The sequence below is a fragment of the uncultured Fibrobacter sp. genome, from assembly GCF_946062555.1.
GTDB lineage: Bacteria > Fibrobacterota > Fibrobacteria > Fibrobacterales > Fibrobacteraceae > Fibrobacter.
The window spans coordinates 15702-32973 of sequence record NZ_CAMGVQ010000038.1 but is presented as its reverse complement, the minus strand read 5'-3'; the positions used below and the strand labels follow the sequence as shown (position 1 = coordinate 32973).

Here is a 17272-nt window from a genome sequence, read left to right as displayed (position 1 = left end):
TGCCGCTTGAGGCTAACGCCCCCCTAAGCAACAGCTCGAGGGGCCCTTCTTTTTACATACCGCCCCGTCTCGCGGCTGCCGCGTTAGGGATAGTCACCCGGAGGGCCGAGACTGCAGGCTCGGCGAGCGCAGCGAGTATAGCCCGACCTGGCCCGCCTCCGCCCCGGCGGCTCTGGCCGGGGAACGCCCGCATAGGCGCAGCTTTGTGCCTTTCGGTTAGTTGGAAATTGCGGAAACAACCCGCTCCGCGATACGCGTAAAGCCCAGGTCGCCCGGATGCGTTGCGATGGCGGGGTTCGTTACGATAAATTCGTGGCCTGTCCATGAGACTACTTTGTTTTCGTAGTCTATTTCGTAACTGTCGGGGATAATGGTCGATGAAACCGTTTTACCTTCTACGCTAAACCGGATTGTCAGGGTGCAAGCCACTTCCGATATGGCGTCGTAAGACATACTGTATTGCCTTACGTCGTTTCTGAATATAACCGCACCGAGGTAGGAGCGGTTTCCTTCATCTGCGTAAAGGTCCGATATGTCTACGAAGGTTACGCCCCTTTCCCTGGATTTGGCCTCGACGATTTCTCGAGCTTTGTCTATGGTGCCCGATGTGTACCAGCTCGATACGCAGATGATTTTGGCGCTGTCTGACATGCGGCTTTGCGCACTGTCTAGGAGTTCGGCAAACGAGTCCCTGAATGCATCCAACATTTCGTCGTTTATGATGTTGTCGCTGAGCACGATTACAAGTATGTCGGTGGATTTGTCCAGCTCCGGGTAGAGCTTTCCTGCAAGAATTTCCTCGCGTTCGGACTTGACCAACCGTCGTTCAAAGTCTTTCGATGTTGCGCGAACACCGTTAACTACATATCCAAGCGACGAGAAGTATTGATTGACCTTCGTGCAAAGGTCCTGGGTCGCGGCCGATGCGGACATTCCGAATGAATCGTAACCCATGATTAGCGAATTTCCGAAATACACGATGTTGAGCGTGTCGCTTCCTTCGGGAATTTTCAGCGAGTCATTGGAGGGCAGTTGGTCGGACACCGAAATATCGCGGTGGACAACATGGATCGTGTCCTTCTGCAGCAAGTATTGGTATCGAAAACAATGCTTGTGTCGTGGCGGAAAATGTATTGCGTGTCGAAGGATATCCGGTCTATATATAGGGTATCGGTCTGGTTTACGTAGACCGTATCTTGTTCCGTTTCCTGCTGTAGCTGCAAAGTGTCTGCGGGGTTGTTCTCGGAAAAGGCTAGGGGCGCGGGAGAAATGATGTCGGTGTTTTCGCTGCACCGCCGCTAAGACAAAATGAAAAATGTTGTTATGATTTTTTCAAGGGGGAAAAATATACAAAAAAAATTAACTACATTTAGCTCAAATGACCGAAGTCGAAGAACAGGAAGAATACGAAGTACGCATCGGGGCGTTCAATGGCCCGATGGACTTGCTGGTGTATCTTGTTCAGAAGAAGGAAGTTCCGCTCGAACAGATTTCGATTGCAGAAATTGCGGACCAGTTTTTAAAGTGGGTGAACGAGTACGAGGGCACCGACCTGTCGAAGGCGGGTGATTTCTTGTACATGGCGAGCCGCCTGATGGCCTTAAAGGTGCAGGAACTTTTGCCGGCCGAACAGCGCGACCCCGAGATGGAAGCGGAATACAACGAAGACCGCGAACAGCTCATGAAGGAAATGCTGGAATACCAGCGCTTTAAGCAAGTCGCGAGCGGCCTCCAGGAAATGGAAAGCGAGAACTTCGGTACGTATTCCCGCGGCCGCCTAGAAAAGACGCAGACCGATGAAGAGACTTTGGCCGACGCAAACATTTGGCAGCTGTTTCGCGCTTACCAGAAGAGCCTGAAGACCAAGATTTCGGAAACGATTCACCACATCGAACTCGACTACGTGACCATTCAGGACCGCCAGCAGGCGATTAACAACTATCTCGCGGTGAATGGCCGCGCCCTGTTCGAAGACTTGCTCGACAACGATTCTCACCCGATTGTGGCGGCGGTGACCTTCATGGCCATGCTCGAGATGATCAAGACGGATGAAATCGTGTTCCGTCAGAGTGAACTGTTCGGACCGATTTGGATTTACCGCAAGAAGAACAACGCCGACTATGCCGAAGAAATGGCGCACGAGACCGTGTTCTTCAGCAAGGATCCGGACGTGAAGCCGGGCCTTGTAGAAGCGATTCGCAACCAGGCGATTGCACGCTCCAAGGAGCAGACCGTAGGCGACTTGGCCGCAGTGATGCGCGAAGCCGTGCTGTGGACGGAACGCGGACGGAACGTGAGCGAAGACGATTTGAACGCCATGCTCGAAGGTCGCGAAGACTTGAGCGAAGTGCAAGAAAACCCGTTCGCCGAAATGATGAAGGAAGACGAGGCGACGGAAAATGCCCAGGCTCCGGCTGATGGTGTTCAGGCTCCAGCGGAGAATGCTTCGGGCGCAGAGGGTGCCGCTCCTGCAGTTGATACTGCTGCGCCGGTAGAAGCAAGCACGACCGCAGAAAATGCCGCACCTGCAACTGAAACTCCGGTGGAAGAACTAGCCGAAGCTGCAACCGAACCGGTCGCAGAAACTCCGGCTGAAGATGTTCCCGTTGAAGAAAATCCTGCGGAAACAAATGAGGAATGGATTGCTTCGCCAGAGGCTCGCGATAACCTCGAATCAAGTTCGGAGCAGACTCAAGAAGAGCCGCAGCCCGCTGACAACATGACGGACGAAGAATTCGAAGCATTCATGAAAAAAGCCCAGGCGTTCTACGACACCCAGGCTTCTGAAAATTCCGACGTTTCAGAAGACTCCAACGATGACGAATTTCCGTCTATCGAAGTCCACACTGATAATTAAGTTTTCAGATTTCAGAGTTTTATTGTCAGGCGGCTTTGCCGCGATTAATTCAATTCTGAAATCCTAATTCCGAACTCTGAATTTACCTAGTCTCGCCGACCGCCAATGAAACCTGCGCGGTAAGCCCAATAAAACAACTGCATAATGGAACCGATTGCGGCTGCCACGTAGGTAAGCCCTGCGGCAAACAGCACTCCCGAAACCGTATTGTATTCGCGGCCCTGCGCCACGATGTCAAGGCGGGCAAGCACCTTCTTTGCACGGCTAGAAGCATCGAATTCCACCGGCACGGTCACCAGCGTAAAGAGCGTTGCGATACCGAACAGTACCACACCCGCCACGGCGAGAGAATAGCCGAGCGCACGACCAGCACTCATGAGCACGATGCCCAAAATCACAAGCCACGGACCGAGATTCGAGCCGAGGTTTGCGGCCGGCACAATGAACGAACGCAGCCACAGCGGGAAATATCCCTGCGCATGCTGAATGGCGTGGCCCACTTCGTGAGCGGCAACGCCCGCGGCAGATGCATTGCGACCGTTATAGACTTCGGGCGACAAGTTCAGAGTCTTGTTCAGCGGATTGTAATGGTCCGACAAGAACCCGTGATGCTGCAGCACCTTCACGTCGGTAATGCCCGCATCCATGAGAATTGCCTTCGCCACATCGGCACCGGTAAGGCCGCTCGAAATACCAACCTTCTGGCCAGCGTTAAAACGGGACTTGACCATCCAGGAAACGCTACCCGAAAGGGCAAGCGTCACCAGGAGAATCATCATGTATAAAGGATCTAACATCATAAAAATACCTCTAATCGTAATATACAAAATTCATTTTCAAATTGTCACGCTCCGCACGGAGATCCCCGGCCAAGCCGGGGATGACAGGAAGGGCTACATGTCACCGGTTTTCAGTTTGCTTCCGTCGCGGAGATTCGTGAGCACTAGCCCGAGCAACAGGTAGAATACCGCCTGCATAGCGAGCGGCAACAGAAGCGATGCCGCATCGTAAATGTCGGCTCCACGCTGTTCAATCGCAAGCCATGCCGGAATGGCAAATGTCGAGGGTAACAGGCAAGAGAAACCCTTCATCCAGGCCGGAATCAATTCGGTGGGCCAGCTGAAGTTCGAAAGGAACAGAATCGGGATGCTCATGTACAGGAACAGCTGCATGCTCGTTTCGCGACGCAGGAATACTTGCGAAAGCACCATCCCGAAATTGATGACCGAAAACAGGAACACGATAGCAAAGGCCACCATGGGCAAAATTTCGCCACGACGCGGAAAATCGAACACGTTGTACACTACAAAGTGGTAGAACAGGATAAAGCTGCAGTAATGCAAGAAGTACGCAAGCGAACGGCCAAAGTAGCGGTAAGGCATCAGCTCGTTTTCAACGGAACTGTCGCGCTGCAATTTGCGGAACTTGCGGTGGGCGCGGGCACCGCCCAGAATGCAGATGCCAATCACAAGCGTCTGCTGCAAAATCAGCACCAACACGCTCGGCACCACATAGTTCGAATAGCTACCCGTGCTGTTGTACATGGTCTGCACGCTGATGGGAATCGGGTCGCGCATGGCAATCGCCTTGGCCGCAGGGACTTTCTTGCCGAGGGCAATTCGCTTGACCTTCGTGGTGGCCCCCACGGTGAGGGCGCAGGTCGCAAAGCCTGTCCCGATGTTTCCGTGGAGCATCACGTAGGCCCCGTGGGTGAACACGTTCACGATCGCCTTGCCGCCGTTGCGGAGCGTCTTTTCCATGTCCTTGGGAATTACCATGAAACCGTAGATTTTTTCGTTCGCTAGGGCGTCTTCTGCCTCGCGGATATCCGAAAATACATAGCGCACATCAAGTTGCTGGGCCGCGGCAGACATCTGCGTGAGTTCGCGGGACATGACCGTATGGTCAAGATCCACCACAGCCACAGGCACATCTGTCGCCGTCTGATTCATGTAAGGTGTCGGGTAATAGAAGGCGTAAAGCACGCCTGCCACCACCAGCAACAGCACTGCCGCAGGGTCGGTGTAAAAAAGGTTCCATTCGGCAAACGCCACCTTGAAAAGTCGTTTAAAGAGGTCTATCATTTGCGCCCCCTTTCAGCCATATCAGAAGCAATTGCCTTGCGAATGCTTAGGTCCGAATAGACGGCACCGGCAATATTCTTCAGCTTATCCTTCAGGTGTAACTTTTCGCGGGCTTCCCAATATGCTTCTTTTTCAATGGCGACTTTCCAACGCAAGAACAACAATTTTGAGGCGAGTAGGTGCCAGAACAGCGCCATGCATAAAAGGATTGCTATCGATTCCCAGGCGTGAGCCTTGCCGATAGAACCGAGAAGCATTGTCGATTGCACCTTGAGAATATGGGTGAGCGGAAGCAGGAACGCGAAGCAACGCACCGCAAAGGGCATCGCCATCACGGGGAAAGTTTGCCCGGCAAATGCAAACGCAGGACCTGCAATTACACCGGCCACGCTAGAAGACATACGCATGTTACCCGTGAGGCCGACGAATGCGGCCCCTGCTCCAGAGCAAGCGAGAATCATCGCCAACTGCCCCGCAGATACCACCACAAATTCATCGAATGTCATCGGGGTGAGCGCACGGCGAGCATACGCATACACAGCCATCATCGAAAGCCACTGGATGGCAATTAGTGGAAGCGATGTCGCAGCACCAAGTATTACGCGGGAGCCGCCTGCCGCTTGCAAAAATTCGCGGACGCGGTGGTCGCGGAACGGAAAACTGAAAAGATAGACGGCGGCGAGAATGCTTGCCAGGTGGAAAATTGCTGTCACGAGACCGAGCCCCAGGAATCCTTGGTAGTTGCTGCTGTTGTTGCCGACGGACTTGATTTCGACCTGCACAGGGTCGGTCATCTGCTTTGTGAACAAGTTAGAACCGATGGAGGAAATGACCGAGCGGATTTCCTTGACTGCAAACGTATTTGTGAGGTAATTCTGGCCGCTCGAATATACCGGAATTACGGGCGTTTCAAGCCGCAGCGCGCGGCGTTCCATGTCGTACGGGAGCACGATAAAAGCCTGCAAGTCTCCACGAATTACCGCGTGCTCGCATTCGCTGCGGTCGGCGCATTCCATGGTGACTTCGAGCACGGGGTCTGCTCGCAAAGCCATTTCCAGTTCATCGCTGAGTTGCGAACGGTCTTGTTTAACAATACCGATTGGCACGTGTTGAATAATTTCCGCCGAGAACAGGTCCACCATGAAACTTGATGTTGCCACCGGTAAAATCAGGAGAACCAACCACAGCACGATGTTGTGGCTGATGTAGATTTTGCGGACTGCTTTAAAGAAAGAAATAAACAAATCGCATTGTCATGCCCGATTTAGTCGGGCATCTCCTGTTTTCTAAAAAGATTACTGAATATGTTCTACGGGGAAAAGGACGCTCATGCCTGGGCGCAGGTTTTCGACTTTCTGCTTCGGACGCAGGCGCACCTCGAAACTCTTGAGATCGAAACCGCCGCTTTCCTTGGAGCTGCGCCAGGTGGCATAGTCGCCTACCGAGGCTATGTAGCTGACTTCCATTTCGACATTCTTGTCGAGTGCCGGAATGAAAACGCTGAAGGATTTTCCCTTGGTGATGTTCTTGAGCAGGTCTTCGCGCAGGTGGAATACCGCCCAGGAATCGTCGAGGTCCGTGATGGCGACAACCGGCATGCCGGAGCCTACGACTTCGCCCTCTTCGACCAGCTTGACGGAAACTTCACCGGCGATGGGGGCGCGGATTTTCGTTTCTTCGAGGTACGCGTCGACCTCGGCGTTGGCGCCCTTCGCTTGCAGCACGAGTGCGTTTGCGGCAGCCTTGTCTTCGCTGCGGGCGCCGGCGAGGGCCTGTTCATACTGGGCCTTGGCGGCGTCGGCAGCAGACTGCGAGGCCTTCATCTGGGTTTCGGCTTCGTCGCGCTTCTGGAGCGGGAGCACGCCTTCGTTATAAAGCTTTTGCACACGGTCGTAAGTGTTCTTCGCGAGGTTTGCGGCATCCTGGGCGCGCGAGGCCATCGCCTTGAGGGCCGTAATGTCTTCGGAGCGGGCTCCGTTTTTCGCCTTGTTCGCTTGGGCGCGTGCAGCACCTAAAGCACCCTGCGCCTGAATCTTTTTCGCCTCGATTTCGGGGCTGCTTATAAGGGCGACGATGGCGTTCTTTTCGACCATGTCACCTTCGCGGAAGAACAGCTGTTCAACGCGCCCGGGAACCTTGCCCGCCACAAGTACTCGGCGAGCTTCCATCTGGCCCTGCAAATAGGCGTCGCGCGGTTCAGTCGCGAACTTCTGCAAGGTAACGATACCAAGGCCAATCAGGGCAATCAACGCCAAGACGACCAAGACCTTTCCGATAACTTTCAAGACGTTCATAGTTTCCTCCAGATTAAAAGTACATAGTTGGAAGTAGACGGTATAAAGTGGTTAGTGATTAGGGGCTGGAGCCGTATTTACCGAATCTGCCGCTGTAGATTGCTTCCCCCCTTCGGGGTTCGCAATGACGTTCAAGGAATCGTTCGCCACGACGTTCGACTCTGCGGCGGGAACAGCTGCAGGTTCCGTAACGGGCTCGGCGGGCTTCGGTTCTTCTGCCTTAGCTTCTTCAGGCTTCGACACCTCAGCCGATTTTTCTTCCACCGGCTTTACGTTCTTGAGCATTTCGCCCGCATTTACCACTTCTCCGCTTGCTTCCAATAGTCCAAGCCAGGCGATTACCGCATCGTAATGCGCCTTCATGTCTGCCACCTGCAAGCGCGAAAGCGCAAGCTCGGCATCTACCACGTCAAGACCCGTTGCAAGTCCCGCCTCGTAGGCCAAGGTCTGGCTGCGGTGCGCTTCTTCGGCAAGTTCACGGGTTTTCTTCAAGCTTTCCAGGCGGCTCTTGGCATGTTCCATTTCGCGCCAGCGCTTTTCCACCAGCAGACCAATGTTATCCATGGTCTGCTCTTCCATGCTCGAAAGCGACCTGTCAAGCGCCTTCGCGTTACTCACCTTGGAGCGAGTCTCGCCGCCCTTGAACAAATCCCACTGAAGCTTTGCTCCCACGGCCCATTCGGGTTCCAGGATTGTAAGGTCGCGCGTGTAAAGTTCCTTGTATGCAAAAAGTGCTACCGTCGGGTAATAATCGGCGCGGGCCGCACTCACGGCATCCTGGCTGCGCTTGCGTTCGGTGCGCAGCTGTCGCAGTCCCGGGTGTCTGTCCATGGCGAGTTGCTTGAATTCTTCCATGCCGAAAGTCTGTTCCGGGGCCATCACCGGCGTAATCGCGGTAATGTTCGTGTCGGTATGCAACAGGCTTGCGAGAGCGAGTCGCGCAAGCGTCTGATCGCGGTAAGAGTCTTCGAGAGCGTTCTCCGCTTCGGCCAGGGCGACTTCGGCACGCAGGCGTTCCGCCTTGCTGATTTGACCACCTTCTTCAAGCTTCTTGGAGCGAGCCAAGTGTTCTTCCAAGTTTTTCTTGGTGCTTTCGCGTAGCACCGTTAGTTCTTCGGCCAAGCGCAGCGTAAAGTACTTGGTCGCCACATCCATCAGGATGGTGTTCTGCGCCATGTCAAACGCAGACTTCTTGGCGTTCACGTTTTCCTTGGCGGCATCGTAGGCGGAATAGATCTTGAAACCCGTAAAGATGGGCCAGATGGCCGTCAGGCGCGCGTTAAAAAAGACATCGTCCTGCACCTTCTTTTCAAAAGAGGGCAAAGCCTCGTTCAACTTTTCTTCGGTCTGCTTCTGGGCTTCTGCGCCGGCTTTGGTACCAGCCTGTGTCCCTGCCTGGTCGGCGGCCTTTTGGGCGGTCGCTGCAGCGGTTGCCTCGTCGGCACCTTGCGTGATGGCTGCCTGGTAGGCTTGATCGTAATACTGCTTATAGTAATCCGAATAATACTGGCTGTAGTAAGACTGATAAGCCTCAGCTCCGTGTACCTGGATCATTCCCGAACGGATTTGATTCAAATCAATGTAGATGGGATCGTTGATTTTTGTGACGCTAGCGGTTAGCGTCAGCTGCGGCATAAAACGGGAAAATGCTTCGGACTGGCCGCTTTCGGCCATGTCGACTTTTGCCTTTTCAGCCTTGATCTGCGAATTTCCGGCTTTTGCCATGTTGATGGCGTCGGAAAGCGAAATAGGCGCGGCAGAAACGGCGACGCTTGTCGCCAAACCCAGTAATACACTCTTTTTCATACTATGTAAAGATATATATTTTTTACAAAAAAAGCCACCTTGAAAAGGTGACTTATTTGCTATAAATGGGGCCGATTTTCGGGGCTATTTTCCAGGGGTCGGTTCTGCGGCAACCCAGGCGGAAGCTTCATAACCCATGGTGCTGTAGTCCTTGCGCTGTAGGCTATATCCGAATCCGTCTGTCTTTGCGAAGTTTTCGCCCTTCCAACCGTCGCTATAGAGCGTTGCATCGGACCAGTTGTAGAACCATTGGATGCCCGAGGGGCTTGTCGGATCATCACTGAAGTCGAAGGGCTTCTTGACGGCGACCATTTCGCCACGGTTCGAAAGCTTACCCTTGTAGAATTTGACGAGTACGTCGCTTGCGATAGAGTAGCGGGTGCGCAATCCGGTTTCTCCCACGGCGGTCGAAAGAGATTCCGGGAAAAGGACAGCAAAACCGTTTGCGGGCAGGATGTCGGAGCTTGTAAAGTCCATGTTGATACCTTCGACCTTCCAGCCCTTGTTGGTCGTTTTTACCTTTTCGTAGAGAGTGATCGGGGTTGCAGAGGTGTTCTTGAGTTCCAGAAATTCGACGTCGTTTGCATTGTCGTCAATTGGGTGATAATGAATTTCATTGATGACGACCGGGCCGATATACAGATTCGTGTTAATGGCTCCCGGAGTTGCCGTGGTAAGGGCTCCCTGAGCCATGGAACCGTCGGCCAGGTCAACGACTCCGCTCGAAAGTTCGCTGGAGGGCAGGAGCAGACTGGATTCATCGCCTTCGGTGGCTCCGTACAGATAGTAGGCACCTCCAATGGGACTGACGATCAGTTCTTCGCTGAAATCGGAAGCCGCGTCCAGGACCAGATAGCTTCCGGCAGGAACGATACCCGATTTGATGGTCAGGGTTTCGTTACGGACCTTGGATTCAAATTGCCAGCCTGTTACGTCGACATTTTCGGTTCCTGCATTGTAGAGTTCTACCCATGCGTTCTGACCGGTCAGGGTCGGCATGATTTCATTGATGCGCACATTGGAGGTCTTCAGCCAATCGTCGTTACCGACACCGGGGTTGCCCTTCAGGATCTTGCTTGCTCCCCAGGAAGAGGGGAGTGCTGCGTTTCCGCCCTTGTAGACGAGGGAACGGCCCTTGCCGTTGGCAAGGGAGGGCCAAGGCGGTTCCTTGCTGTAGGAACAGCTGACGTCGCCGTTTCCGGTCAGCTTGACATCGATGACATCGCCTTCGTTCGAAAGTTTGGCGATTTCTCCAGTGGAGGGATCGTTATCCCAGGGGCCAAAGAGTCGGCCTGTAAAGGTCGGATACGTTTCCTTGAACAATTCGATGTTGTTCGTAACGACGACATATTCGCCCTTGGCTAGCGGTTCTGCCGGGAAAGAATAGGTGATGGCTCCTTCGAGACGAAGCTTGTAGAATGCCATGCTCTTAAGGTCAGGACCGGCCGCAATCGCCACTTCCACCCATTCGAGTTCGGAGGCGTCGGGGGCGTTGTACATAATTTCGGTGATGACCATGTTCGTCACGCTGGCATCCATTGACGAAGAAAGATGCTCGTCCGGTTCAGTTGCGCTGCTGGACGAACCCGTCTCGGTGCCGTTGGATGTCGGGGTGGTTCCGTCAGACGAAGTCGGCTGATCGATGGAGGCGCTGGAGGCCGGATCTTCGTTCTTGGGCCCCGAAGAGGAATCATCGGAGCAGGCAACGACGAATGCCAACGCTGCCACGGTCGAACCCGTCAAAAGAATTTTTTTGATATCCATAGTGGTATCCTCGTGAAACTTTCTACTATTTTAATAATTTTCACCTGCGCCGACGGCGAGCTTTGTCCAATAGGGAGTCTTGAATCGCCGCGGGTTTTCGTAAACACGTTTCCATTCCGCGGCGGCATTGCCGAACTTGGAAAATGCGCCGTGTTTCAGGTTCAGGAACTTGATCAGGTCGAACATCCAGTAAGGCACCTGCGAACAGGGACACTTGAGTTCGAGCACGGCATCGCACCCCGGCTGAAAAAACCTCGGGATACCCGTCGAATGCATATAGTGCGGGTCTACGGTATAGTCAAATCCGTTTTCTTCGCGGAAACGCATGCCGGTATCGATGGTCACGCGGGAATATTCTTCGCGGAGTCCAAACCAGGCGCGACGTTTGTACTGCGTGAGTAGGCGCGGGTGTGCGTTATAGAGTTCCGTCTTGTACAGAAAATCCTTCACGTACATGCGGTCTTTTTCTCCCTTGCACGGCCAGTCCTCGGGTTTCATGTTCCACACTTCGCCGGGGTTGATTCCCTTGATGGTGCCGCGGCTCTTGTAGCAGATATTCTTGATCTTGCGCTTGCATTCGAAGTGGAACGTTCCGTCTTGTGCCGGGTGCTCACCGTAGGTGCGAATGCGCATGTTAAAACGGTCCAGCAACTGTTTCTTTTTCCAGCCGAGGAACGTCCAGCTGGGCGAATCCAGATAGAGGTTCGTGATCCAGTAGAATCCGCCTGGGGTGATTTTCGAGTAGTAGTCTTCTTCGCAATAGGGTGCGAGGAAGGCGCCGATACGGTCGGCCCATTCCACAGGAATGTGGTACTTGAGTTCGAACCTTTCGAGAAGGCTAAATCCGCGGGCCTCGGCCATATTACTTAAGTCCCCCTACCAGGTGGTTCTGCACGCCTTCCTTGGAGAGCTTTCCTGCGTATTGGAGCAGTTCCAGGTAAAGGTCGTAGATGGTCGTTTCGAGCTTGGCGGCGTTCAGTTCGCTTTCAAGGGCACTTTCGCGGGCGCGCAACAGGAGTAACGGATCGGATCCGGCATCCTTGGCGAACTGCTCAAAGATGTTTCCGGCCTTGACCTTGTCGGCAAAGTCCTTCTGGACTTTCCATTGGGCTAGGTAGCCGTTAACTTGTTCTACAAGGCGGTTGACCTTCACGTTCACGTCACGAGCCTTGGCCATATAGTCGCTTTCTGCATCAAGGTCGGCGACCTGGTTACGTAAGTCGTTGTCCTTGTTGCTGTCAAAGAACGGGAGCTTAATGCCGAGCGTCGCGTAGAACTTGTCGCTGGTCTTTCGACTGTCCTTGTCGGCGACGAGTTTGCGGATGGTGCGGGAGTCGTCCGCAGTGGCATCCGGATACTTTTCAAGGTAGTCGTCCATGTACTCGTTGTATTCGTAGGCGACGTCTCCTGCATCCAGGTCCTTGTACTTTTCCATCAGCGATTCAATCTTCATCGAGTAGCCGATGCCGATATGCGTAATGTAGTCCCGGCGGCTGGCGACATCCTGTTTGGCGCGAGCCTTTTCGGATTCCATCTTGCCCTTCGCCATTGCAAGCTGCGGGTAGTTGTCGTTCACTTCGATTCCGTCCGAAATCTGGGACTCGATTTCTTCCATGGACGGAAGCCAGGAAGAGTCCAGTTCGATGCCGTCAAAATCGGGAATCCAGCGGCGGAGTTTCTTCTCGGAATTCTGGAGCGAATTGGAATCGCTAATGAGGGCTGCACGGATGGTCGCTTCCTTTTCGAGAGCGGACATCAGGTCCTGCGGATTGAACGTGGCCGAACCCGCTTTCATGTGCAGGACTTCGATACGGTCGGAATTGACCTGGTAAAGTTCCTTGTTCAGTCTGTTGATTCGCTGACGCATCAGATAATGAATTGCACGTTCGTACCGGTCGTAGAGCAGTATGCCGCGGTCTTCTGCCAGCTGGGCATTTGCATATACCATTTGCGCTTCGTAATGGGCGCGGTCGGCGGAGCCCTCGCCAAAAGCCTTCGGAGTCATGCGAAGTTCAAAATCGTGGCTCGCAAAGCTAAAACCGTCGAGCTTGTAGCGCAACTCCATCTTGTCCCAAAGCTTGGTGTTGCGCGACGTGGCGATGTTCGTGCGCTTCTTGGAAGACTGGTAGCGCAAATCGTCGTCGGCGGACTTGATCAGCGTCTCCCAGGTGAGGGGAGCGGCAAGCAGCGGAGCGGCCAGAAGCAAAAAGACATATCCACACTTTTTCATATAAACCTTTATCTAGAGATTGCATCGGGGCCTTGCCCCTCGCAATGGCGTTACCTACTCAGAAATAGTGACCATTTCTCCCAGGAGGAACGGATTTTCGGCAGGAATCGTGATAATGACTTCGCGGCCGTGAATAGGCATTTCCGGCATTTTCCACATACGTACCGGGAATTCCACGATGCGGCTCGAAAGACCGACAACCTTGCCCTTGACGGGCTTGCCTGTTCCACTCAGGGTCTTGACCTTCACGGTTTCCCCGATATCCATACGCTGGTACATTCTTTCGTGGATGTAGCCGCGGACAAGCGTCGGGGATTTGTGGGTGAGGGTGATAATCGGGGCGAAACTCGAAACCTTTTCTCCGTCGTGGACGTTCACGGAGCCGACGACCCAGTTTTCCTTGGCAATCTGGACCAGTTCTCCCTGTTGTTTCTGGAGTTCCTCGAGTTCCTTTTTCAGGTTCGCAGCTTCGCTCTTGCCCGCATCCTTCTGCAGTCGGTTGCTGCTCCTGAGAAGCTTGATCTGTTCGTTCGCGTTGGCGTTTGCGACGGCGAGTTCGTTCTTCAGGTTCTTGATCTGCATGGTCATGGCATCGTTCCCGTCGCTATTGGCGTTGGATCCCTGGAGGCTCTTGAGCTTGGAGGCAATTTCCTTGTTCTTTTTGTATTCCGTTTCGAGACGGTTGATTTCGGACTTGAGTGTGAGCGTCTTGGTAGCGAGGTCTGCCTTGACTGCTGCCACCTTCTGATCGATGTCCGCAGCGGAAAGGTTGCTGCGGCCTTCACTGGCGTCCAATTCGCGGGTGAGTTCTGCGATGCGGAGGGTGAGGTCCGGACGGTTGAGTTCTACGATGGTGTCGCCGGGCTGGATCGACTGTCCGGGCATCACGTGAATCTTGACCACCTCGGTCGGGCTGGGGAGGCTAATCGTGGTTTCGGTCGCTTCGGCAATGCCCTGGAATGTGGCGATCTTGCCCTGGTAAATAACGCCAAGAATAATGGCGATAATGACGCAGAGAACCCAGGCGATAGAGAGCTTATGACCGTAAAGGTAGGCAACGCCCGCGTTGTTCTTGTGGGTGTTCCAGAAGTTGTCAATCAAATCTTCAAGCTTGCTCATATTTACTCCCTACATTTCCGTCGTAGCGTCCTGCATCATGAACTGTACGTCCGAGATGCCTTCGATCTTAGAAAGTTCGCTCAGGATTTCTGCCGCGGGTTTTGTCGCGCGCAGGCGAATCTGATAGGCGACATCCAGTCTTGCTCCGCCATCAACTTCGCGCATCGTAATCAAGATGAAGGTCTTGAGGCTGGACTTCATAATGTCTTCAATCTGACCGCGTACCTTGGGTTCGTTCGGAAGGGCGAAACGGAGCATACCGTCAAAGAAGTGCTTTGTTCCAAGACCCGTACGGGAAAGCAGGAACGCGACGAGGCAGAAGGCGACCGTACCGCCCGCTGCGGCACCCCAGGCGTACACACCGCATCCGATACCGGCGCCGAGCGAGGCGAACACGAACATAATGTCGCGGGGATCCTTGAAGCTCGTTCTAAAGCGAACCACCGATAGTGCACCCATCATACCGAGGCCTCGTCCGACATTGTCTCCGATAGCCTGCATCACCGTTGCGGCGACTACTGCGCTGAGCACGATTGCTTGCACGAAGTTGCGAGAGTACGAAAGTCCGAGGAAGGTCTTTTCGTAGGTCCAGGCGATGACCGAGGACAGGATAAACGTGAGAATCAAGGTGTACGCCAATGTGATAAGGGTGGCATTGGCGGTGCCGGACTGGACGGCTAAAAGGTCGAGCATAAAGACTCCGTTGGTTGACTTTTTCTTTTCATCCGAAATTTACTTTAATCACCCGCAAAATAGTGATTTTTTGTGTAAAAATGGATGAACAAAAACCAAACTAACCTATTCAAGCAGGGTGATTTGGGGGAAATTACCCTATTTTTTTACACCATATTGGAATAATAGCAAAAAAGAAATAGAATCGCACCTAAAAAGTTTTTTGCATTTTAAGCAAGTGTGCAAATAGCGTGCAAACACATGGTAAAAATATTTTACCTTTAGCTAAACCGGCCAGCTCCAACGCGACGCTTTCGGCCCCTTTCGGACACGAGCGCTTCAATCAGGAACAGAAGCGCAGCAAGGCCAAGGAAAATCTGGTAACGGTCCTGGTAGTTTTCCATACGGTCGGAAGCCTGTTCCTTCTTTTCGAGACTTGCGATTTCTGTCAGCACCTTTTGCAACTGGAATTCGCCGGGGCTTGCGTAAAAGTAGAGTCCGCCGGTTGCGCTTGCGATTTCCTGTAGTGTTCCGTCTTCAAGACGGGTCGTGACAATGTTCCCTTGCAAGTCCTTCTTGTAGGCGATTTCGCCGTTCTTGGAGGGCACCGGAATAGGCACGCCTTCGCGGGAGCCGATACCGATGGTGTAAATGCGGATTCCCATCTCGGCGGCTTCTTTCGCGGCGTTGACGGCGGCGGCTTCGAGTTCTTCTCCGTCGCTCATCAAGATCATCACGGAGTATTGCCCGGCGCTTCCGGAATTACGGTACAGATCCATCCCCTTGCGGATGGCCTTTTCCAGATTCGTTCCCGGCATGAGCCAGCCCGGAGTGAGTTCTCGGAGCATCATCTGCACGGTGCCGTAATCGAGGGTGAGTGGCACCATCACCTGAGCTTCTCCGGAGAATGCTACGAGGCCAACGCGGTCGCCCGAAAGCGATTCCAGAAACGAAGAAATTTCGTGGCGGCTACGGGTAAGGCGGTTCGGCTTCACGTCCTCGGCGAGCATCGAAAGCGAAATGTCCTGCAACAGTACCAGGTCAAGACCGCGGCGTTCAATGTGCTCCATCTTGCGACCCCATTGCGGTCGCGCCAACGCAACGAACAGGAATGCGATTGCAAAAAGCAAGAGGGTTACTTTCGCCAGGCGCCGCCAAGGCGACACCGAAGTCGAAAGCTTAGGTAACATCGAAAGCGAAACGAATCGTGCTGCCAACTTTTTGCGACGGTGATAGGCATACGCAAAAAGGAGCGCAAACAGAGGGAGCGTAAGTAGGCCCCACAAGAACATCGGTTCAGCAAATCGCATCTAAAGCCTCCATTACGGGATGCGCACAAAGCGCGTGTTTGCAAGCAACAATTCAAGTAAAATCAGCAGGGCGCCCACCAGGAGCCACGGGTAGAATTTTTCGGCGTAGCGGGCGTAGGCGACCGTTTCAATTTCGGTCTTTTCGAGTTCATCGATTTCGGAATAGATTTTCTCGAGTTCTTCCTTGTTCTCGGCGCGGTAGAAACGCCCACCGGTCTTTTGTGCCACGGCTTTCAATACGTCTTCGTCGATGCCCTCTTCGGGAGTGATATCGCGTTCGCCCCAAGAAATATCGCCTGTCCACGGATTCTGCTGGAAGGCGAGAATCTTGCCGTTCCTTTTACCCACGCCAACCGTGTAGACCTTGACTCCCAGCGACTGCGCTACGTCTGCGGCACGCATCGGCGGCACCACGCTGGCGTTATCGCGACCATCGGTCAGGAGAACCACTACTTTAGACTTGGCTTCGGACTTTTGCAAACGCGCAAGGGAATTCATAAGACCGTCTCCAATGGCCGTGCGGCTACCCATAATGGAATCGCGGGCAAGGTCATCGGTCGCTTTCAGAATTTCAAGGAGGGATCCGTAATCGAGCGTCAGCGGGCACTGCGTTATCGATCGTGCACCAAAGGCAGAAAGCCCAATTCGGTCGCTGTGGCGTTTCTGGATAAAGTCTGCAATCACTTGCTGGGCATAACCCAAGCGGCTATATTTCCAGTAGTCGCCGGATTTCAGGATGCGTTCTGCATTCATGACACCGAGCTTCGCCTGTTCCATACGCGTGAGCATGTCGAGCGTGCCCATGGATCCCGAAACGTCGAGCGCGAGCATGATGTCGACGCCGTCGGTCGACGTGTATTCCACTTCCATGGCATTCTGCGGGCGGGCAAGCGCCACGACAAAGCAGATGAGTGCGGCGAGGCGTAAAATCGGCACGATATGGCGAAAACGGACGCGTCTGCTCGGGACAGCGCGCTTTGCAATCGAGAGTGCCGGAAACTTGATGGTACTCTTGCGGCGGTGTTCACGGTAGATGTACCAGCCGACTAAAACAGGGACTAAAAGTAAAAGCCAGAAGGCCTCGGGATTCTGAAAATGCAGTGCACCAATATCCATAAAATCTCCGAAATACGCAA

14 protein-coding genes are annotated in these 17272 nt (G+C 53.7%); 1 reads left to right on the top strand and 13 read right to left on the bottom strand.

The window, feature by feature from the left end; all coding sequences use genetic code 11:
- Positions 1–216: 216 nt before the first annotated feature.
- Complete coding sequence (locus Q0P86_RS11295) at positions 217–1089, bottom strand: SGNH/GDSL hydrolase family protein (RefSeq protein WP_294114827.1); 873 nt, start codon at positions 1087–1089, stop codon at positions 217–219.
- 289 nt (positions 1090–1378) lie between these two features.
- Here Q0P86_RS11295 and Q0P86_RS11290 point away from each other — a divergent pair, with 289 nt between their 5' ends.
- Positions 1379–2857: a segregation/condensation protein A gene (locus Q0P86_RS11290; RefSeq protein WP_294984389.1), complete on the top strand. Its 1479-nt coding sequence runs from the start codon at positions 1379–1381 to the stop codon at positions 2855–2857.
- 86 nt (positions 2858–2943) lie between these two features.
- Here the strand turns inward: Q0P86_RS11290 and Q0P86_RS11285 are convergent, their stop codons facing one another.
- From Q0P86_RS11285 to Q0P86_RS11230, 12 genes are all read right to left on the bottom strand, one after another.
- Positions 2944–3657, bottom strand: a complete 714-nt coding sequence (locus Q0P86_RS11285) for a zinc metallopeptidase (RefSeq protein WP_290992584.1) — start codon at positions 3655–3657, stop codon at positions 2944–2946.
- A gap of 93 nt (positions 3658–3750) precedes the next feature.
- On the bottom strand, positions 3751–4941 hold the full coding sequence (locus tag Q0P86_RS11280) for an ABC transporter permease (RefSeq protein ID WP_295039505.1): 1191 nt from the start codon (positions 4939–4941) through the stop codon (positions 3751–3753).
- Positions 4938–6185: an ABC transporter permease gene (locus tag Q0P86_RS11275; protein WP_295039503.1), complete on the bottom strand. Its 1248-nt coding sequence runs from the start codon at positions 6183–6185 to the stop codon at positions 4938–4940. Before Q0P86_RS11275 ends, Q0P86_RS11280 begins: the two co-directional genes overlap by 4 nt.
- Positions 6186–6236: 51 nt before the next feature.
- Complete coding sequence (locus tag Q0P86_RS11270; RefSeq protein WP_290992576.1) at positions 6237–7235, bottom strand: HlyD family secretion protein; 999 nt, start codon at positions 7233–7235, stop codon at positions 6237–6239.
- Positions 7236–7286: 51 nt separating this feature from the next.
- Positions 7287–9041: a TolC family protein gene (locus Q0P86_RS11265; protein WP_294984379.1), complete on the bottom strand. Its 1755-nt coding sequence runs from the start codon at positions 9039–9041 to the stop codon at positions 7287–7289.
- An 84-nt stretch (positions 9042–9125) separates the two neighbouring features.
- Positions 9126–10805 carry a lamin tail domain-containing protein gene (locus Q0P86_RS11260; RefSeq protein ID WP_295039501.1) on the bottom strand — a complete coding sequence of 560 codons (1680 nt, stop codon included), beginning with the start codon at positions 10803–10805 and terminating at the stop codon, positions 9126–9128.
- A 30-nt stretch (positions 10806–10835) separates the two neighbouring features.
- Positions 10836–11666 (bottom strand): polyphosphate polymerase domain-containing protein, encoded by an 831-nt coding sequence (locus Q0P86_RS11255; protein ID WP_173653058.1) that lies wholly within the window; start codon positions 11664–11666, stop codon positions 10836–10838.
- A 1-nt stretch (position 11667) separates the two neighbouring features.
- Complete coding sequence (locus tag Q0P86_RS11250; RefSeq protein WP_290992567.1) at positions 11668–13035, bottom strand: hypothetical protein; 1368 nt, start codon at positions 13033–13035, stop codon at positions 11668–11670.
- 54 nt (positions 13036–13089) lie between these two features.
- On the bottom strand, positions 13090–14154 hold the full coding sequence (locus Q0P86_RS11245; RefSeq protein WP_290992564.1) for an HlyD family efflux transporter periplasmic adaptor subunit: 1065 nt from the start codon (positions 14152–14154) through the stop codon (positions 13090–13092).
- Between the two features lie 9 nt (positions 14155–14163).
- Positions 14164–14847 (bottom strand): DUF4956 domain-containing protein, encoded by a 684-nt coding sequence (locus Q0P86_RS11240; protein ID WP_072978037.1) that lies wholly within the window; start codon positions 14845–14847, stop codon positions 14164–14166.
- 260 nt (positions 14848–15107) lie between these two features.
- The gene (locus Q0P86_RS11235) at positions 15108–16136 is read right to left on the bottom strand and encodes a VWA domain-containing protein (RefSeq protein ID WP_072978035.1); all 1029 of its coding nucleotides are present in this window, start codon (positions 16134–16136) and stop codon (positions 15108–15110) included.
- 12 nt (positions 16137–16148) lie between these two features.
- A complete protein-coding gene (locus Q0P86_RS11230) occupies positions 16149–17252 on the bottom strand; it encodes a VWA domain-containing protein (protein WP_295039498.1) in 1104 nt (367 codons plus the stop codon).
- Positions 17253–17272: the final 20 nt, after the last annotated feature.